At 61.4% G+C, this 19,952-nt stretch carries 15 protein-coding genes; 13 read left to right on the plus strand and 2 right to left on the minus strand.

Annotated elements, in window-relative coordinates; translation table 11 throughout:
* The first annotated feature begins 333 nt into the window (after nucleotides 1-333).
* The 9 genes from GR212_RS21325 (at nucleotide 334) to GR212_RS21365 (ending at nucleotide 12,242) form a co-directional block, all read left to right on the plus strand.
* The gene (locus GR212_RS21325) at nucleotides 334-840 is read left to right on the plus strand and encodes an RNA polymerase sigma factor (RefSeq protein WP_163989135.1); all 507 of its coding nucleotides are present in this window, start codon (nucleotides 334-336) and stop codon (nucleotides 838-840) included.
* Nucleotides 841-936: 96 nt separating this feature from the next.
* The gene (locus tag GR212_RS21330; RefSeq protein WP_163989277.1) at nucleotides 937-1,872 is read left to right on the plus strand and encodes a FecR family protein; all 936 of its coding nucleotides are present in this window, start codon (nucleotides 937-939) and stop codon (nucleotides 1,870-1,872) included.
* A 139-nt stretch (nucleotides 1,873-2,011) separates the two neighbouring features.
* Nucleotides 2,012-4,453: a TonB-dependent siderophore receptor gene (locus GR212_RS21335; RefSeq protein ID WP_163989137.1), complete on the plus strand. Its 2,442-nt coding sequence runs from the start codon at nucleotides 2,012-2,014 to the stop codon at nucleotides 4,451-4,453.
* Nucleotides 4,447-5,382 (plus strand): ABC transporter substrate-binding protein, encoded by a 936-nt coding sequence (locus GR212_RS21340; RefSeq protein ID WP_163989139.1) that lies wholly within the window; start codon nucleotides 4,447-4,449, stop codon nucleotides 5,380-5,382. Before GR212_RS21335 ends, GR212_RS21340 begins: the two co-directional genes overlap by 7 nt.
* Nucleotides 5,379-7,361 (plus strand): Fe(3+)-hydroxamate ABC transporter permease FhuB, encoded by a 1,983-nt coding sequence (gene fhuB / locus GR212_RS21345; RefSeq protein WP_163989141.1) that lies wholly within the window; start codon nucleotides 5,379-5,381, stop codon nucleotides 7,359-7,361. Before GR212_RS21340 ends, fhuB begins: the two co-directional genes overlap by 4 nt.
* Nucleotides 7,362-7,528: 167 nt before the next feature.
* Nucleotides 7,529-8,311, plus strand: a complete 783-nt coding sequence (locus GR212_RS21350) for an ATP-binding cassette domain-containing protein (RefSeq protein WP_163989279.1) — start codon at nucleotides 7,529-7,531, stop codon at nucleotides 8,309-8,311.
* Nucleotides 8,312-8,606: 295 nt separating this feature from the next.
* Nucleotides 8,607-9,848, plus strand: coding sequence for a DUF2325 domain-containing protein (locus GR212_RS21355; RefSeq protein WP_163989143.1), 1,242 nt, complete (start codon nucleotides 8,607-8,609; stop codon nucleotides 9,846-9,848).
* 24 nt (nucleotides 9,849-9,872) lie between these two features.
* On the plus strand, nucleotides 9,873-10,820 hold the full coding sequence (locus tag GR212_RS21360) for a LysR substrate-binding domain-containing protein (protein ID WP_163989145.1): 948 nt from the start codon (nucleotides 9,873-9,875) through the stop codon (nucleotides 10,818-10,820).
* Nucleotides 10,821-11,039: 219 nt separating this feature from the next.
* Nucleotides 11,040-12,242, plus strand: a complete 1,203-nt coding sequence (locus tag GR212_RS21365; RefSeq protein ID WP_163989147.1) for an NAD-dependent formate dehydrogenase — start codon at nucleotides 11,040-11,042, stop codon at nucleotides 12,240-12,242.
* A gap of 65 nt (nucleotides 12,243-12,307) precedes the next feature.
* Here GR212_RS21365 and GR212_RS21370 read toward each other — a convergent pair whose 3' ends face one another.
* Nucleotides 12,308-14,536 (minus strand): TonB-dependent siderophore receptor, encoded by a 2,229-nt coding sequence (locus tag GR212_RS21370; protein WP_163989149.1) that lies wholly within the window; start codon nucleotides 14,534-14,536, stop codon nucleotides 12,308-12,310.
* 567 nt (nucleotides 14,537-15,103) lie between these two features.
* The gene (locus tag GR212_RS21375) at nucleotides 15,104-15,802 is read right to left on the minus strand and encodes a FadR/GntR family transcriptional regulator (protein WP_163989151.1); all 699 of its coding nucleotides are present in this window, start codon (nucleotides 15,800-15,802) and stop codon (nucleotides 15,104-15,106) included.
* 205 nt (nucleotides 15,803-16,007) lie between these two features.
* Here GR212_RS21375 and GR212_RS21380 point away from each other — a divergent pair, with 205 nt between their 5' ends.
* The 4 genes from GR212_RS21380 (at nucleotide 16,008) to GR212_RS21395 (ending at nucleotide 19,911) form a co-directional block, all read left to right on the plus strand.
* Nucleotides 16,008-18,092 carry an FUSC family protein gene (locus GR212_RS21380; protein WP_163989153.1) on the plus strand — a complete coding sequence of 695 codons (2,085 nt, stop codon included), beginning with the start codon at nucleotides 16,008-16,010 and terminating at the stop codon, nucleotides 18,090-18,092.
* Nucleotides 18,092-18,286 (plus strand): DUF1656 domain-containing protein, encoded by a 195-nt coding sequence (locus GR212_RS21385; protein ID WP_163989155.1) that lies wholly within the window; start codon nucleotides 18,092-18,094, stop codon nucleotides 18,284-18,286. Before GR212_RS21380 ends, GR212_RS21385 begins: the two co-directional genes overlap by 1 nt.
* Before the next feature lie 8 nt (nucleotides 18,287-18,294).
* Nucleotides 18,295-19,212: an efflux RND transporter periplasmic adaptor subunit gene (locus GR212_RS21390; RefSeq protein WP_246725860.1), complete on the plus strand. Its 918-nt coding sequence runs from the start codon at nucleotides 18,295-18,297 to the stop codon at nucleotides 19,210-19,212.
* 210 nt (nucleotides 19,213-19,422) lie between these two features.
* Nucleotides 19,423-19,911, plus strand: coding sequence for a sigma-70 family RNA polymerase sigma factor (locus GR212_RS21395; protein ID WP_163989159.1), 489 nt, complete (start codon nucleotides 19,423-19,425; stop codon nucleotides 19,909-19,911).
* Nucleotides 19,912-19,952: the final 41 nt, after the last annotated feature.

The following is a 19,952-nucleotide window of genomic DNA, read 5'->3' on the forward strand; positions in this document are numbered from 1 at the left end:
TGTGCAATGAAGAAATTGCCGCTGGCAAACCGGGAGCCGCCACCAATACTCAGCCGGCTACAGGCGTGGCGAGCTGAGTTCGTCTTCCGACGTAGACGTTGCTCAATGGCAACAGGTGCGATCAAACATGATATCTAAAGTCAAGATAAATAACGGATGCGGCTTGTGCAAAGCTGAATGAATGCAGGCACTTATGCTCTCAGGCGACGCGCAAGACCTACCCCTGATGCCCCTATTTTAGACGAGATCTAAAATATTGCGATTGCGAGGCGTCAGTCGATCACCTACTGCCGAAGACCGGGTCCTGCCCAGTTTCATGTCCGGATGAAGTCGATGAACGCCAATACATTTGACATTGCGGGTTTGTATACGTCCGAGCAAGGACGCCTTCGCCGGCTCATCCGGCGCCTCGTCGGCAACAAGACGACCACGGACGACCTTGTCCACCAAGCCTTCGTCAAGTTGCTGGCGGCGGCAGACGGCGGCAATATCGACAATTGCCCGGCCTACCTGAGAACGACGGCCCGCAATCTCGCGCTCAATCATTTGCGCGACCTTAAACGGCACGCCGAAATCGGCGTTTCCGACGCCGAGCTGCATGCGATACCCGACCTGCAGCCGTCTCCCGAAATGACGGTGGTCTATCGTTGCGAGCTGCGACGCGTTCTCCAGGCCGTCGCCTCGCTCCCGCCGAAGCGGCGCGAGGTCTTTGTGCTCAATAAGTTCGAGGGTCTGAGCTATGACGAGATCGCGGCACGTCTCGGTGTTTCGCGAAACACCGTAATCTCCCACATCGTTATCGCTCTTGCCGATCTCGATCGAAAAATCGGCAGCAAATAATCCGGCGTTCTCTTCATTAGATAGCCCTGCGGCGGTGTCATGAAGGTTAAGGCTGTTGGTATGCCGGGGAGGGAAGACGCCCGGACTGTGAGCGACATGAGCGAAGACGCGACCGATCCGATCGTCATGGAAGCCCTGGAATGGTTCGTGCGAATGCGCGACGAGACGGTAACGGCTGCCGATCGCCAGGCCTTCGAGACCTGGCTTGCAGCCGACGATGCCCATCTTGCCGCCTGGAAGCATGCGCAGGCCCTCTGGGCTCGCTTCGATATCATGCAGCCGGAATTCGATCGGTTGCGCCGTGGCCGATCGCCGCTGTCGCGCCGCAACCTCATGCTGGGTGGAATCGCGCTCCTCGGCGGATCGGCTGGCCTTTATACATTCAGCCGACCGGGTCTCTTTGCCGAATATACGACCGATATCGGTGAACGCCGGACGGTTCGGCTGCAAGATGGCAGCTCCGTCGAGCTCGGCAGCTATTCGGCGCTTTCCACCTTCTTTTCCGGGACCGAACGCCGTATCGAGTTTTATCGCGGCGAGGGCTTCTTCGATGTTTCGTCCGATCCGAGACGCGCTTTCCTGGTACATGCGGGCGGCGGGACGACGCGGGCACTGGGAACGAAATTCGATCTGAAGTTCGTCGAGGATGTCGTCACCGTCGCCGTCAGCGAACACGCCGTGCAGGTGGAGACCGAAAGTCTCTCCACCTTGAGGCTGGAGCAAGGCTGGCAGGTGAGCTACGGACTTGCCGGGCTCGGCCAGCCGACCGAAGCAAGCCTCGACGCGGTGGAAGCCTGGCGCAGCGACCGCATCGTCTTTCAGGATGTGCCGCTGCGACGCGTGCTGGCGGAGCTGGAGCGCTATCGGCGCGGGCGCATCATCCTGATGAGCGATGGTATCGGCGACATACCCGTCACGGCGATCTTCGAAACGAAACATGCGGAGAATGCCCTGCAGACGATCGCCGACACGCTCGGTATTCGCCTTCTGAACGCCGCCAACTACGTCACGCTCGTCTACCGGGTCAGCTGAAACCAGAAAACATGAATTTTTTTCTCCACTCATTCATTAGCCTCGCTCGATCGGGTGTCTAACGTTTCGAGGGCATCAGTCCGATGCCTTCTCGAACAGGAATCCCGCAATGGGCGGGGAATAGGATGCAGGTGGGGCAATGCAGGACCGCGAAAACCGCAATCAGGAATCACGACATGGCGACGCAGGCGGCAATCCGATGCAAAGCCGCTCCCTGGCAATCGCCCTCCTGGTCACGACGGCGCTCGGTATCATCGCCTCTTCACCCGCGCCGGTGTTTGCGCAAGCCGCTGAAAAGACCGGCCGGGTTTCGTATGACATCGCGCCGCAGCCCTTGTCCCAGGCTCTTGTCCAGTTCTCGAAAGTGACCGGCGTTCAGCTGTTCTTCAATGCCGATCTGGCGCGGGGAATAAGCTCGAAGGGCGCCAGCGGGCCGCTCACCAGGGCAGAGGCGTTGGAGAGGATCCTCGCGGGATCCGGCCTCATCTACCGTTTCACCAACCCGACGACGGTGACGATTTCCAATTCGGCTCGCTCGGCAGCTGCCGATGGAGCGACCGCCCTTGCGCCTATCGTCGTGCAGGCGGGCAAGCAGAGCGGGTTCATCTCGACGGACGGCAGCGTCGCCTCGAAAACGGACATACCGCTTCTGGAAACGCCGCAGTCCGTACAAGTCGTCACGGCCGCTCAGCTCGATGTCCAAAAGCCGCAGACCGTCCGCCAGGCCGTCGCCTATTCGAGCGGCGTCACCACGCCGGACAGCCCTGATAATCGGCTGGACAATCTTATCGTTCGCGGTTTCCAGGTCGATCAGTACTACAATGGTCTCAAGCTGCAGCAGGGAACCTGGAGCACGCCGAAGGTCGATCCGTTCTTCCTCGACAGCATCGAGGTTCTGCAGGGGCCTTCCTCCGTCCTTTACGGACAGGGCTCACCCGGCGGCATCGTCAACCTGGTGGGCAAGAAGCCGACTGACGAGCCGCTGCACGAAATCCAGCTGCAAAGCGGCAGCTACAATCGCGCCCAGGCTGCCTTTGATTTCAGCGGACCGGTCAACGATGACGGTACGCTGCTGTATCGCCTGACGGGACTGGGGCGCACGACCGGAACGCAGGTCGAAAACCAGCGGGAGGAACGGGTCGAAATCGCTCCGGCCGTCACGATCAAGCCGGACGAAGACACCAAACTCACGATCCTGGGCGACTATCTGAACGATCCGAAAGGTGGCTTCTGGAGCCGTTTGCCGACAACCGGAACGCTCGTTCCGACCAGCCGCGGCACCTATTTCCCGACGGATCAGTTTACCGGCGACAAGGATTTCGACCATATGCGCCGTCAGCAGCAGAGCATCGGCTACGAGTTCGAGCATCGCTTCGACGATGTCTGGACAGTCCGGCAGAATCTGCGCTTCCAGCATATGAGCGTCGACTATGCGGAACTGCAGGCCGCCTCGCTTGCCGCCGACGGTCACACGCTGCGCCGGTCAGCCTACACGGCGCAGGAGCAGCTCAACACGCTCGCAATCGACAACCAGGCCGAAGCGGATTTCGATACCGGGGCGGTTTCGCACAAGGCGTTGTTTGGCCTGGACTATCAATACAAGAACTGGAACAACTTCACCCGCTACGGCACCGGTCCGTCGCTCGACCTCGATGATCCCGACTATATTCAGGCCGTCGCGACGCCGCCTGTTTTCCAAAGTGCGAAGCAGAGGCAGAGCCAGTTCGGCCTCTATGCGCAAGACCAGCTCAAATTCGACCAATGGGCGCTGCTGCTTTCGGCTCGCCAGGACTGGGCTGCAACCGACAGCAACAACTACCTGACCGGCGTCGACACCAACCAGAACGACCATGCCTTCACCTGGCGCGCCGGGCTTACCTATCTGTTCGATAACGGATTTGCGCCTTACGTAAGCTATGCCACCTCCTTCAGTCCGACGGTCGGCGTCAGTTCCTCCGGCGACCCCTTCAATCCCACAACGGGCAAGCAGTACGAAGTCGGTTTCAAATATCAGCCGACGGGCTATGACAGCTTCATCACCGCGTCGCTCTACGACCTGAGACAGCAGAATTACCTGACCAGTACATTGACGACACCCGTCGTCCAGACGCAGGTCGGCGAGATCAGAAGCAGGGGTGGCCAGATTTCCGCTCTTGCAAGCATCACGGATGAGTTCAACGTCACGGCCTCCTACGCCTATCTCGACAACGAGATCCTGAAGGCGAGTGACGGAACGGCGGGCAACCGCGTTGCGAACCTGCCGGCCAATACCGCATCGCTATGGGCGGACTACAAGTTCCAGGATGGCGTGGCCGACGGCCTTGGTCTCGGCCTTGGCGTCCGCTATATCGGCAGTCGCTATGTGACCAATGCCAATACGGCGAAGATTCCCGATCATGTGGTATTCGATGCGGCCTTGAACTACGATCTCGGAAAGATTTCCAATGAGATGCGCGGAGCCACCTTTGCCTTGAACGTCTCCAACCTGTTCGACAAGCACTTCATCAGCGATTGCACGGCGGCCGGTTGCGTCTACGGCATGCGCCGCACGGTTTTCGCGACGCTTGGGTACAAATGGTGACGAAATACCGAAACGGCCCGGCAGCCGGCATCGGTCGTCGGGCGTTGCTGGCGGGCCTTGCAACCTCCTGGATCGGCGGCGGTATCTCCGCGAAAGCCGCCGGCGCTCCCGAGGCGCCCGCCGGCGCGGTTCTCCGGATCGCGGCATTGGACTGGGGAATTGCCGCAACGCTCGTCAGCCTCGGCGTGGTGCCGGTCGGCGTGCCGGCTCCCGCCTGGTATGCTCGCTATGTCGTCGATCCGGTCCTGCCCGGTTCGGTGGTCGACGTCGGTCTGCTGTTCACGCCGAATTTCGAACTGCTTCAGGCCCTTTCCCCGCAACTGATCGTCACGACGCCTCTCCTGCAACAGGCCGCGCCGATGCTCCAGCGCATTGCGCCCGTCTATGGCGACCTGCTGTTCCAGCCGGAAGCGGACGTTTTGGACGTTGCCGAGAAGGGGACGCTTGGGCTGGCCGAAAGGATCGGCGTGCGCGCAGCCGGCGAGAGCCTTGTCGCATCGACGCGCGGCGAACTAACGGCAACGGCCGAGCGGCTTGCTAGCCTGGCAAGCCGGCCGCTGCTCTTGGCAAGCCCGCTGGACAACCGGCATGTCAGCCTCTTCGGTCCGAACAGCCTTTATGGCGGCGTGCTGCGGCGATGCGGTCTGACAAATGCCGAAACGACGATTCAGGGAGAATTCAATGTTGTCGGTCTGGAAAAGCTTGGAGCCTATGGCGACGCCACGATGATCCTGCTCGACAGTCCCGCCGCGCCCGGCATGGCAGCCCGCCTGGCCGAAACCCGCCTTTGGCGGACCTTTCCCTTCGTTCGCGACGGAAGACTGCATGTGCTGCCGGCCGTGCTGGGTTCCGGCGGCCTGCCATCGGCCGCCCGCTTTGCGCGCCTGCTGACCGCCGCCCTGAGCGGCAATGACGGCGGCACGCCATGATCGCGACACAAGACAGGCTTCGTCCGGGGCCCGCGGCGATCATCGCGCTCCTGCTTGCAGCCGCTCTCCTTTCGGCGGCGACGCGGCTTTCCGAATTGCTGCCCGTTCATGATTGGTGGCAGGTGCTCGTCGCCCCCGATCTCAATTCCTATGCGCAGGTTCTCGTCCACGACAGCGTGCTGCCACGGTTCGTCATCGCGCTCGTTGCCGGCGGTGCGCTTGGATTGTCGGGCACGATTTTCCAGCAGGTATTGCGCACGCCGCTGGCCGATCCTTCGACCCTCGGCGTTTCGGCCGGTGCCTATCTTGCCTTGGCGGCAGCGGGTCTCTGGGCTCCCGCGCTCGCCGTGTCGGCGCGGGAACTGATCGCCCTTGCCGGCGGCTTGACGGCTTTCGGGCTCGTCTTCCTGATCGCCTGGCCGCATCGCCTTTCGCCGATATCCCTCATTCTGGCCGGGCTCGTCGTCACCCTCGTCTGCGGCGCGATTGCGGCCGCGATCAGCCTCTCCTACAGCCTGGGAATGAACGGGCTCTTCGTCTGGACCAGCGGTTCGCTGACCCAGAACGACTGGTCGGCGGTCTCGCGCCTCGCGCCCTATGCAGGATTGGGTTGTCTAGGCGCAGCACTGCTTGCGCGGCCGCTGGGCGTTCTGTCGTTGAGCGATGAGGGAGCCAGATCGCTCGGCCTGTCGCTCGCTTCCGTTCGCCTCCTGTCCGTCCTGCTTGCCGTCATGCTGGCTGCTTTCACCGTCAGCGCCGTGGGCGTCATCGGCTTTGTCGGATTTGCCGCGCCGTTCATCGCCCGTGCGAGCGGCGCCCGCAGGCTGCCGCAGCGCATGATTGCCGGCATCGCCATCGGAGCAATCCTGCTGCTTGCCGCCGACGAGGCATTGCAGCAGGCCGCGCGCTTCATGCGGGAGATCCCTGCAGGCGCCGCGACCGGGCTTCTCGGCGCCCCGCTCATCGCCATCTTTCTGGGGCGGTTGCCGGTCGTGGAAGCACCGGTATTGCCGACTGCGGAGCGACGCAGCCGCCGTCCCATGCTTTATCTCGCGATCACCGCGATTGTGCTGCTGGCATTGGTCTGGATTTCGCTTTCGCTCGGCCCGTCGCTTGACGGATGGAGCTTCGCATCCCCCGCGCAGATGCAATCATTGCTGATCTGGCGGCTGCCTCGCCTGGCTGCCGCCGCCGCTGCCGGTGTCCTCTTTGCGCTCTCGGGCACGGTCATCCAGCGCATGACCGGCAATCCGATGGCAAGCCCCGAAATCATCGGTGTCAGCACGGGTGCTGCGCTTGGCATCCTTTTACTCGTTCTGCTGGCGCCTGCCTTCACGCCATTGACGCAGCTGGGCGCCGCCGCTGCTGGCGCTGTCGTCAGCCTGGCCGCCGTTCTGCTGACGGGACGCCGAAGCCGTTACAATCCGGACCATGTGCTTCTCTTCGGCATTGCGATCAATACCGCCTTTGCCGCGCTGATCGCGGTCCTCCTCGGTACGGGCTTGCCGAAAGTCTTCGGCGTCATGCAGTGGATGGCCGGCTCGACCTACAGCACGACCCCGCTGCAGGCGATGATCGCTGTCGCCATGGCGGTCGTGTTTCTTGCGATCGTACCGTTCTTCAGCCGCTGGCTCGATCTGTTGCCGCTCGGCGCCTCCTCGTCGAGAGGCCTCGGCCTCAACATATCGGTCAGCCGGGCCGTACTTCTGCTTTTGTCGGCTGTCTCGGCAGCCGTGGCAACCCTGCTGATCGGCCCTTTGAGTTTCGTCGGCCTCATGGCGCCACATATTGCAAGAACGCTCGGCTTCCAGCGGGCACTGTCGCATATGATCGCAGCGGCCATTGCCGGCGCGGCCCTCACGACGCTTGCCGACTTCATCGGGCGCGTATCGCTGTTTCCGAACCAGCTGCCCGTCGGAATCGTCACCACTCTGATCGGCGGCCCTTATTTTCTCTGGCTGATGCGAAAACAAGGGTGATAAACTCAAGAATAATTGTAGCAATCGAGGCCGATCTCTTGCTAGGACGGACATGCGGTCATTGATCACCCCTCCGCGGGTGGAACGCTACGAAATAACGAAGGATATGAAGAATGGTGACGACTGCCTCCGAAGCACGCCTTGTGCCTCCAGTCGATGGTCCGGCAATGAGCAGCGAGGCGCTTTTCCAGCTTGACGCGGTCTCTTTTGCCATATCCGGGCGCACGCTTTTGCAGCCCCTGACGCTGACACTCGCACCGCGACGCACGGTCGGCCTTATCGGTCACAACGGCTCCGGAAAATCGACGCTGCTGAAACTGCTCGCGCGTCAGCAGCCTCCGGCAGGCGGCACCATCCGCTTTGAAGGCAAGCCGCTGGCAGATTGGGGCGACAGGGCCTTCGCCCGCAAGGTCGCCTATCTGCCCCAGGCGACGCCGGCTGCTGCCGGTATGCTGGTGCGCGAACTCGTGGCGCTCGGCCGCTATCCCTGGCATGGCGCCCTTGGACGTTTCGGTCAGACGGATCGCGACAAGGTCGAGGAAGCCATGCAGCTCACCGATGTGGTCGGCATGGCCGACCGCCTCGTAGACACGCTTTCAGGCGGCGAACGCCAGCGTGTCTGGCTTGCCATGCTGGTTGCCCAGGATGCCGAATGCCTCCTGCTCGACGAACCCATCTCCGCCCTCGACGTGGCCCACCAGATCGAAGTGCTGTCGCTGGTGCAGAGCCTCAGCCATGCCAAGGGGCTTGGCGTCGTCGTCGTGCTGCACGATGTCAACATGGCTGCGCGCTTCTGCGATCACATCATTGCCTTGCACTCGGGCAGGATCATCGCCGACGGACCGCCGGACGATATCCTTACCCCCGAAGCGCTGCGCGCCATATACGGCCTCGAGATGCACATCATGCAGCATCCCACATCGCAGCATTCGGTGGCGATACCGGTATGAGATGACGGGAACGGCGGCGTCGCCTCGACGGTGACCGATGCGCCAAAATTGCTCCGTGCGCTCGACCGCAGGTTCGCGCCTTGGAATTGCTCTGGAGAAATACGCGCTCTTCCATCGGCGTTCAATCGCCGCGAAGAGCGAAGCTGCAAGACTTCATGCATTCTCCCGTTGTCCCCTCCCGCTGTCGCGGGAGCAAGGCTGACCCGCATCCGACATCGATGACGACCGAATGCTTGCGCCATCGATGGATCGGCGGTAGCGTAATATTCAGCCGAATATAACGCTATCTTGGACCATGACCATTCTTCTCAATCACAAGCGCGTACCTGGATTGACGATTGCCGATCTCAATCCGTCGGGAACCATCGTGAAGGCCGTGGATGCGGATCCGCCGGCCAAGTCGCCGCGCCTGAGGACATGGGAGCTTCCATCGATGTTTCATTGTTCGATCGTCGGCACATGCCTGACGACGGGCGAGCTGCGTCAGGTACTGGCGAAGATCGGCGACATCGATGCAAAGAGCGCGTCCGATCACGCGCTCCACAGCCGGGGAGTCCGGGCGGCCGGGCAGCGCGACATCGCCGGAAAACTGCTGAACAAGTCCCTCGACAAGCGTCACGAGCGGATCATCAAGCGCTTTTCGAGGCTGTCGACCGCCGATCAGATCAAGCGGCAATGGAATGAAGCGGTCGACGACGGGGATATTGCAGGCGCTTATTGGGCCGTTATGAGCCATCCCGTCAGCGATCGTGCGCTCATCCAGGAAGTCTTCGGCGAGGTGCACATGCTCTCGCATCTGGTGGGCAGCTCGAGCAGATTGGATATTGCCCGGCTTCGAAAGCTCCAGCTCGAAGTCGAGGCGAAAGACGAGAAGATTGCACGGCAGGAAGAGCGGATCCGCGTCATGTCGGAGGATCGTGCCGGGCTGCAGAACCGTGTCGGGCGGTTGGAGACGAGCCTTCTTCAGGCGCGCGCGCTCCTGATCGACGCCCCACAGGCCTCCGACGGCTCGAAAAAGAGCCTGAATCTCCTGGCCAAGATGGATGCCGCTCAGGAGAGGGCCGAGGAGCTCGCGGCACGCCTTTCCGCCATGGAAGCCAGATTGGCCGAAGCCGAAAGAAGGGCATCGCAATTTGCCGAGCAGAACCGGGTGCTGCAGCACGAGCTCGATCTCGTCGCCGACCTTGTCGAGCCTGCGGGTGTCCAGGGTTCCGTCGTTGCGCCGAACGTGGATGTCGCGGTCCTCTATGTCGGCGGACGACCGGGCTCCTTCGACCGGATAGGGGCAATCGGCGAGCGTCGTGGGGTGCAGGTCCTGTTCCACGATGGCGGCATGGAGGACAATCTGTCGCTGTTGCCGGCGCTGGTCGGACAGGCGGTTTCAGTCGTCTTTCCCGTCGATTGCATCAGCCATTCGGCGGCAGGCATCGTCAAGCGTCTCTGCCGTGAAAGCGGCAAGCGCTATGTTCCGATACGGTCAGCGAGCCTCGCCAGTTTCCTGGCGGCCGTCGAGAGCATGTCCCTGACCGCGGGCTAGTGCCCATCATTGCGAGGATCGCCGGTGCTGATCAGACATTTGTCCTTTTTCGTCGTGCTCGCGGAAGAGAGGCATTTCGCAAAGGCGGCGGAGCTTTGCAACATCACCCAGCCGACCCTGTCGGCGGCCATCCGAAAGCTTGAGGACGATCTGAAGACGACGCTGATCGTGCGTGGCAACCGCTACATGGGCCTGACGCCCGATGGGGAGCGCGTTCTCGAATGGGGGCGCCAGATTCTCTTCGACTACGATAGCCTCCAGAAGGATCTGAAAGGATCGCAGAAAGGATTGGCCGGCACGCTTCGCATCGGCGCCATTCCCGCTGCCATGCCCGCTGTCTCTTTTCTTTCGGAGCGCTTCAGCGAGGAGCATCCGGACGCCACGATCGAGATCAAGTCCATGACCTCGCGCGCCATCCAGCATTCTCTCGATACCTTCGAAATCGACGGCGGCCTGACCTATCTGGAAAACGAACCGCTGGAGAATGTCAGGCGTATTCCGCTTTATCATGAGCGCTACGTCTTCGTATGTCGCTCCGATCACCCCTTCGCCGATCGTCCCTCCGTCACATGGGCGGAAGCCGCCTCCGAAACGCTCTGCCTCCTGAGTGAGGATATGCAGAACAGGCGCATCCTCAATGGCATTGCGGCATCGGCCGGCTTGACGATAAGGCCGCCGGTGGTGACCAACTCCTTCCTCGCGGTCTGCTCCCATATCCGCAACGGCCTTTGGTGCAGCATCGTCCCGCATACGTTTTTCTATGTCTTCGGGGATAGATCAGACCTGGTTGCCATCGACCTGACCGATCCGGATCAGACGCATGCCGTCGGTCTGGTCATTTCCGACCGATCACCGCAGTCGCCGATGACGAAAGCGTTGATCCGCTGCCTGCAGGGAGCGGATTTCGACCGCGAGTTCCAGGATCGGATGCCGATAAATCAGGCGTCATCGACTTTGTCTATCGCGCGGTAGAAAGCTTTCATTTGCCAGCCTCCGGATGCCGTGAGAGCATTCCTCTCGTTGAAACGATGTTCCGTGCAAACGGACCGTGGCTTTAGGAAACACCGGCAACTGACCTGCCTCGGGGCAACCTGGCGCTGGCCAATTCCTCCAGAAACGATCTCTGCGAACGGCGGACAAGTTCACGCTGCCGACGGTGTCTCCCTTTGCCCAAAATCTAAGGAGATGAACATGGCTAAAGTGGTTTGCGTTCTTTATGACGACCCGATTAACGGCTATCCGACATCCTATGCTCGCGATTCACTTCCGGTAATCGAGCGTTATCCCGATGGGCAGACGCTGCCGACGCCGAAGGCGATCGATTTCGTTGCCGGCAGCCTGCTGGGCAGCGTGTCCGGCGAGCTGGGACTGCGCAAATACCTGGAAGCGAACGGCCACAGCTTCGTCGTGACCTCGGACAAGGACGGCCCGGATTCGGCGTTCGAGCGGGAACTGGTCGACGCCGATGTCGTCATTTCCCAGCCGTTCTGGCCCGCCTATCTCACCGCCGAGCGCATCGCCAAGGCGAAGAAGCTGAAGCTTGCGCTGACGGCGGGTATAGGCTCGGACCATGTCGACCTTCAGGCCGCGATCGACCGCGGGATCACGGTGGCGGAAGTCACCTACTGCAATTCGATCAGCGTGGCCGAACATGTGGTCATGACGATCCTCAATCTGGTGCGCAACTATACTCCGTCGCATCAATGGGCCGTCGACGGCGGATGGAACATCGCCGATTGCGTCGAACGCTCCTACGATGTCGAAGGGATGCATGTCGGCACCGTGGCTGCCGGCCGCATCGGCGTTGGCGTGCTGCGCCGCCTCAAGCCTTTCGGAATGCATCTGCACTACACGGATCGTCACCGCCTGCCGAAAGAGGTGGAGACGGAGCTGGGCCTGACCTGGCACGAAACGCGGGAGGACATGTATCCGGCGTGCGATGTCGTGACGCTCAACGTGCCGCTCCATCCGGAGACGGAGCACATGATCAACGACAAGACGCTGAAGCTGTTCAAGCGGGGCGCCTATCTGGTCAATACCGCACGCGGCAAGCTGTGCGACCGCGACGCCGTTGCCCGGGCGCTGGAGAGCGGGCAGTTGGCCGGTTATGGCGGCGACGTCTGGTTCCCGCAGCCCGCGCCGAAAGACCACCCATGGCGGACGATGCCGCATAACGCCATGACGCCGCATATCTCGGGCACATCGCTGTCGGCACAGACGCGCTATGCGGCCGGCACGCGTGAGATTCTCGAATGCTTCTTCGAGGGTCGTCCGATCCGCGACGAATATCTGATCGTCCAGAGCGGTCAGCTGGCCGGTGTCGGCGCTCACTCCTATTCCAAGGGCAATGCCACGGGCGGCTCGGAAGAAGCAGAGAAATTCAAGCGCGGCTAACGAATGGAGGTGCGGCGACCTTGTCGCCGCACCTTTACCTGACATGCCCGTGCGCAAATTTCCTGTCACCATTGATAGTGCAGGCTTGCCGTCACGATGCGGCCATTTCCGTAGAAGCATCCGCCTGCGGAAAAGCATGAGGCCACATAGGTCTTGTCGAAAAGATTGGAGACGTTGACCGCTCCGCGCCATCCTTTCATTTGCGGATGGGCCGCACCGAAATCGTAGCCGAGCGCGGCGTCGAACAAGGTTGCGTCGGGGACGTAGAACGTGTTCGCATTGTTTCCCGCAGATTTCCCGACATAGCGTATTCCCCCGCCAAGGCTCAGGCCCTCGAGTGCTCCGGTGGCGAACTTGTAGTTCGCCCACAATGATGCCGCCTGCTTCGGGACGCCGACCAGACGGTTGCCGATGACCGACGAATCGGTGTCCTTCTCCACGACGGTATCGAGATAGGTGAAAGCGCCGATCAGATCGAGCTCGTCGGTGAGTTCGACACGGGCCTCGAGCTCCACCCCGCGCGATCGTGCCGCGCCCGTTTGAACATAAAATAACGGGTTGCTCGGATCGGTAACGCTGATGTTCGTCCGATGAATGTCGAAGAGGGAGGCGGTGAAGGAGGCATCCCCGCCGATTGGCTGATAACGCAAGCCGACTTCCGTCTGGCGTGCCTTGGACGGCTTGTAGGCCTCGCCGCCGGCATCGACGCCAGCGGTGGGCTGGAAGGAGGTCGAATAGCTGAAATAGGGGGTCAATCCGTTGTCGAAGAGATAGACGGCACCGATCCTGCCCGAGAATGCATGGTCGTACTGGCTCTGGCTTGAGCCGGTCAGGCGATCCTGAGTGTCGCCGAATGCCCAGTCCTCCCGCGCCCCGAGCGTAACAACCAAACGATCCGCGCGGATCTGGTCCTGAAGATAGAGGCCGGCCTGGTCGGTTGACTGGCGGGCATGGCTGGCGAGTTGCGGCCTGTCGAATGGCTGATCGTAGACCGGCGAAAGATAATTGATCGCCGGGACTATACCCCAGCCGGAACTCCTATTGTTATCCACTGTCCGTTGATAACTGACGCCGCCCAGCAATACGTGCTGTAAAGGGCCGGCGTCGGCACGATATTCGACCTGATTGTCGACGGCGACGCCGTCGAGCCTTTCCTGATCCCATATGGCAAGGCGATTGAGGTCGCCCGTCGTTACGCCGAACGGTGCATAATAATTGATAGCGAAGCCTTTGAAGCTCGTATCCACATGGGAGTAGCGGAGGGTTTGCCGAACCGTCAGGGCATCGCTGAAGCGATGCTCGAGATTGTAGCCGATCATGTATTGCTGCCGGTCGTAGTCGTCATAATTTGGGTCTCCCAGAAAGAAGCTGCGGCGAATGCGACCGGCCGGACCTGGAAAAAGCGTACCCTCGGCCGGCAGCCAGCCGGCGAAATTGTTGTCCGGATCGTTCTGGTAGAAACCGTAGATGGTGAGCTTGGTATCTTCGTCCGGCTTCCATGAGAGCGTCGGCGCGAGCACGATGCGTTGTTGCTTGGAGAAATCGAACTGCTCGTCGGTGCGGCGGCCGAGACCGTTCAGCCGATACGACCAGACGCCGTCATCCGTAAGAGGACCGCCGAAATCGAAGCTCGTCTGGATACGATTGCGATTGCCGGTCTCGATGCCGACGTCATGATACGGATCGTCGGTTGGCTGCTTGCTTACCATGTTGACGATACCGCCCGGCGCGGCCTGACCATAAAGAACCGAGGCCGGGCCACGCAGGACTTCAACCCGTTCCAGCGTCGAAGGGTCTATGACCTGTGCGGCATATCCCGTGCCGGTCATGAGCGGCAGCCCGTCGAGGAACTGTGGATTGGTGGCCGCGACACCATAGCCGCCGAAGCCCCGCAGAAACACGCTTTCAAGCACGCCGCCGACACGGCTGTCGGCAAAGACGCCGGGCGTATAGCGAAGACTGTCGCCGACGCTCAAAGGGTTCTGCTGGTTCATCTGTTCACGGGTGACGACGGAAACGGCCTGCGGCACCTCGTTGATCGGCGTATCTGTCTTGGAGCCCGTGGTTGTCCCATGGGCGACTATCCCGTTTACCGGACCATCGCCGCGTTCCCCGCGAAGTACGATCGGCGCGAGTTCGGTCGTGCCGGAGCCGGCGGCGGATTGCGAACCGGCCGCGGCTGCTTTTTCAGCCGCGACGTTGCTTCCGGCGGCTACCCGCCGTGCCTTTGGCGACAGCCGGGAGACCGTTGTCGCGGTCTCGGCCGGAGGGTTCGCAGACCCTAGCGGAGACATCTCCTGGGCGAGGCCATCGGCCGATGAGTACAGCAGGACCGAAAGTGCGAAGCCGGTGGCAAGGATCCTGTGCGGTTTATAAATCCTATCATCCGATGTTTTATGATGGCAATCTGTTCGGCTTGCGATATTCGGCATGTGTTCGGTCCGTGGTCAGTGTGGAATGCGCGGACGGTACGGTGGCATCAGCCCGGAGTCAATAACATAGGATGTTAGAATGTTTATCGAGGGTGCCATCTTTGAGACCGCCGCGTCTCCATCGGCCTTGTGATGCGAACAGGCGCAATTCGATATCCGCTCAACCCTGCGATACGAGGAGAATATCGACCGTCAGGCGTCGGCGAAGCAGCCATGGAGCGGCTGGGCTTCTCATGGAACCGCACACCGCTCTATCTCTGTGTTTTTACGCGATTTCGGACGGAGAACCGCTGTGGACTTTGCCTGAAATAGCTCGAGTACAGCAAAGAGCGCTTTCTTGGTATCGACCGTTCGGCCCGTCCGCGCCCGCATGTGCGTGCCCGGCAAAGGGAACCGGCCGCCGGCGTGCGGCAGCATGGCCGGAAGCGTCTATTGAGAGGATCGGCCTTCCGCCGCCAGCGCCGCGATCAGGGGCGCGACGACGGCCCGAGCTGCAAGCGCGGCTGCTTCACCATCTTGCCGCTCGATGGCGTCCACGATCGCTATGTGGGCTTGCTGATCCGGCTCCGGCAGGCCGGCGTCATCCAATGCCGAAAGAGTGTTGAGGCGCACCGTATTGGAGAAGTAGCGGTAGAGTTCGGCCAGCGCGGTGTTGCCGGAAATTTGGGCGATGGCGCTGTGAAACCGGAGGTCGGCATCGACGAAGGCCTCGCGCTCACGCTTGTCTTCCCGTTCTTTGAGAAGACGGCGGAGCAGAATGACGTCCGCCTTGGTACGACAGTCCGCGGCGAGCCGGGCAGCCTCCGTCTCCAGCATCGCCCGCAGTTCGAAATGATCCCGAAGGCTTGCTCTGCTCACCCGGCGCATCACCTCCGCCGGGTCGACATTCGACCGTACGTAGGTGCCGTCGCCCTGGCGGACTTCGAGAACATTGGCGTGAGAGAGCACGCGTATCGCTTCCCGGACGGTATTGCGGCCAACCTGGAGCATATCCGCGAGTTCCTGTTCCTTTGGAATGCGCTCGCCGACTTTCCAGGTCGCGCTTTCGATCTGGGCGCGGATGAGTTCAATCGTCGATTCAACGAGGGAGCGCCGGGGCGCATGGGGAAGCGTGACAGAGTTGGACATGGCGCGTCTCACAACGGGAAAAACCCGATCATCCTATGTGAGAATGTTTGATTTGCCCAGATGCTTGACCAGGCTTTCTTTTAAACATAGGATGATCCTATATTAAAGTTTCTTGAAGGCAACCGAGGGGCTTGGCCCCCAGTTTCAGTCCGGCCTTTCAACCGGTGATCGGATTGCATTTGAGACAGGATCGGAATGGCAGGCAATGATGGCGGTCACCGCGGCATGGCGAAATCAGTTTGGCTGGCGTATGCGTGCGCGGCTGAAAATCATCCCTTCCATCTGGCTGCGCCTCGATTTGTTTACGCCGCAATGGGGCTATGTTCTGCGCTCGGTGCTGGCTGCCGCGCTTGCTCTCGGGATTGGGTTTGTCTGCCAGGTGGAAATGCCTTATTCGGCGGCCTCGACCGTGCTGCTCGTCGCCAACGCAAGTCAGGGCGCCGTTCTTGCCAAGGGATTCTGGCGCGTCGCCGGGACACTGGTAGGCGGCATCGTTGCGATCCTTCTCATGGGCTTGTTCGCGCAGACTCCCGCCCTTTTTCTGCTCGCATTCGGCCTCTGGCTTGGGCTTTGCACCGGAGGCGCGATGATCTTCCGCCATTTTCGGGCATCGGGAACGGCGGTGGCAGGCTATACGATCGGCCTGGCAACGTATGGCTCGCTCGAGCATCCTGATACATCGCTTGAACATGCCCTCGGCCGCATCGCGACCGTCGTGCTCGGCGTGGTGTGCCTGGCCGTCGTCGCGGCGTTGTCCTCGGCCAGGGTTAGCCCGTCCAGATTCCATGCCGGCTTCGCACGCCTCATCGGTGCCGTGGGACGTGTCATGACGACGAAACTGTCAGGCGAGGCGAGACGAGACATGGCGCCGGCTGTCGGGTTGGTGCCGGAATTGTTCGCCCTGGATGATTTACTGGAACTGGCATCGGCAGAATCCGCCGAAGTGGCCTTGCGTGCGGGCGCCGTGCGTGAGGGGATGGCGGCGCTGCTTGCCGGTCTGGTCGGCGCAACCGCGTGGTCGTCGACCGGGCCTCTGCATCCCATCATCGAGCGTGCAGCGAGCCGTGTCCGGCAGGCCGTCGATACCGCGTCCGAGGCGCTGAATTCGATAGACGGTGTTGAACAGGCACGCGCTTCGATCGCGGCCGCTCGTCACGATTTGCAGGCCCTTGTCGTTGAAGCGGAAAGCCTGGAGGGTGCGGAAAAGCTGGATGTTCCGATCCAGCTCGACCGGATGATCGAGCTGGCCGAGGATTATGAAGCCGCGCTGGTCGGTCTGGCGCGGCTGCGCAGCGGCCGACGTGGTGCCCGCCGATCCTACCGGTTTCACCGCGATTGGCGCGCGGGCTTGGATAACGGCCTACGATCGTTCCTGGCGATTGTTCTTGGGGGTGCCTTCTGGATAGCGACGGCGTGGCCGGACGGATCGCTGATGCTGCTCGTGCTCGCGCCCTATTGTGCGCTGCTGGCCATGGCGGGCAATCCGGCCGCCGGCGCTGTTGAGTTCGTCAAAGGTACGGTCGTCGCGGTTCCCGCCAGTTTCATCTGCGCCTTTATCGTCCTGCCGCAGATTGACGGCTTTCCTCTGCTGATCGTCGCGCTGGCCCCGTTCTGGATCGCAGGGCTCTACGCGACGACGAAACCGAAATTTGCTGCCGCTTCGCTTGCCTATCTGGTGGCGTTCAACACCCTCGTCGGAGCCGCCAACCCGATGACATACAACTTTGCCGCCTGGTGCAATCAGGTTTGCGGCTGGCTGGCCGGCGTGATCGTCACGCTGCTGTGCTTTCGTATCATCCTGCCGCGCAATCCGGGCAAGGAGGCAGGCCGCATAGCGGGGAAGATTCGCGACGACGTGCTTGCCATCGCGAGACGTGACGGGCGATGGGACCGGCATGCCTGGGAGCATCTCCAGCATCACCGCCTGTCTCGCATTGCGCTTGCGTTGAAGGGCGATCCTGCTCGGCAGCGCTTGATGATGGAAGATGGGCTTGCCGGCATCCATGCGGGTCGTGCGTTGTTGCGGATCCGCAATACGCTTCGCCAAAACCATTTTCCAGCCACTGCGCTTTCGCTGACGCTCGCTGTCCTGGCCGATTCAAAAAGCTGGAGCCTTGCGCCTGCCGAAGCGGCAAACACGCTTCGAGCAATTGCGGAGCTGCTTCTTTCGGCCAATTCAGGCGATCCATCAGCGCAAGGGCCGGTTCACCAGGTTGCCGTGGCTTTGGCGGATCTCAGCTCACTGATCGGCGCCCATCCCGGCTTCTTCGCCCTTGCGGAGAGTGCGTAATGCTGGCCGAAGTCAATATTGCGGGCATCTATATCCCGCCGCTTCTATTCTATGCCTGCATCGCACTGCCGGTCTTCATGCTGTTGCAGACGATCTTGGCGCGTATCGGCGTGTTGCGCCGGGTCTGGCATCCCGCATTGGTCGAGTTTGCCATGGCGCTCTCGATCTTCGCCCTCTTTATCCTCTTCATTTGAGTTGCATGATGCATAATTTGAGTCCCTGGATACGCTCCGCCCTTTCCTTCATCATTCTTACTGTCACCGGCTTGCTCGTCATCGCGCTCTGGCAACAATATGTGCTTGCGCCATGGACACGCGATGGCCGGGTGAGCGCGGACATCGTGCGGATTGCGCCCGAAGTCTCCGGAACGGTGCTCTCCGTTTCGGCTGCCGACAACGAATATGTGCGTCGCGGCGACATTCTGTATGCCATCGATCCGAAACGGTTTGAGCTCGCCATCGCGTCGGCGCAAGCCGATCTGGAAGCCAAGCGTCAGGACATGCTCGTTCGCCAGTCGACGGCCCAGCGACGGAACCGGCTGCGCGATGTCGTGTCCCAGGAGGACGTCCAGCAGACAGCCGGGGCTGCAGCGCAGGCGAGCGCGGCCTATCAAGGCGCGCAGGCAGCGCTCGACCTCGCCAAACTCAATCTTGCGCGGGCCACCATCCGATCGCCTGTCGACGGATACGTCGCCAATCTGCGTCTGCGCCCCGGAGACTATGCAACGGCTGGCGAGACGAAGATCGCAGTCGTCGATGCGAGCAGCTTCCGGATTACCGGCTATTTCGAGGAGACGAAGCTTCGGCGGATCGGTATCGGCAGTCCGGCGCAGATCATGCTGATGGGCTTCGACAACCCGCTCTCGGGGCATGTGGAAAGCATCGGACGGGGCATCGAGGACAGCAATGACGCCCCCGGCCAGTCTGGCCTGCCGAGCGTCGAGGCGGCGTTTACCTGGGTGCGGCTTGCCCAGCGCATTCCCGTGCGCATCCATATCGACCGGGTGCCGTCAAGCATCGAGCTGACGGCCGGCATGACGGCAAGCGTTGCCGTGGGACCTGCGATCGCCTCCGACGCGCCAAGAGGCCGTCTGATTTCTCTGTTGCGGGCGGTCGAGTGACCAGGATGCGGGGCAGGCTGTCAGGCATGCGCGCGGCCGTCAACTCGCAACCGTCGGTTCGAATCCGGTCAAACCGAACCGTGAAGCCGATAACCGAGCCATCGGAATGATCTACTCAGGTTTCCGTGCCAAATTGTCGTTGCGGAAGTGCGAAAAACGCTATAAGCGGAGTTTTAAACTCCAGTTTTAGCGTAGTCGCAGGCGCCTCTCGTGACGACAAAGCAATCTGAAATCGAATCTCTTTATGCCTCCGAGCGAGGGCGGCTTGAGCGCCTGGCCGGGCGCAAGGTCGGCCGATCGAATGCCGCGGATGTGGTGCAGGATGTATTTGCGGCCGTCTGGTCTCGGGCGATGGAGCACATCACGCTGACGCCTGCCTATCTCTCGCGCGCAACGCAGTATATGGCGATCAGCCAGTTCCGCGCCGAGCAGCGCCATGAAAGGATTCTCGGCGGTTTGAGGGAGGAGCAGTATGCGCCGCCCGTCATACAGCCCGACCAGATTGTTGCCGCACGCCAGGAAGTCAGGCAGCTGCAAACGGCAATCGCTGGCTTGCCTGAGCGAACGCGTCAGGTCTTCCTGCTCAATCGGCTGCACAATTGCACCTATGACGAGATAGCGTTCGCCCTTAATATTTCCTACAGCACCGTCGAGCGCGAAATCGCAAGGGCGCTTCTTGCCTGCAAGAATGCACCGTAGCAGCGATATTCCTGAGGGTAGGCGGCGCCATCGCGCGATAT

Source organism: Martinezella lusitana (assembly GCF_010668395.1).
Lineage (GTDB): Bacteria > Pseudomonadota > Alphaproteobacteria > Rhizobiales > Rhizobiaceae > Rhizobium > Rhizobium lusitanum_A.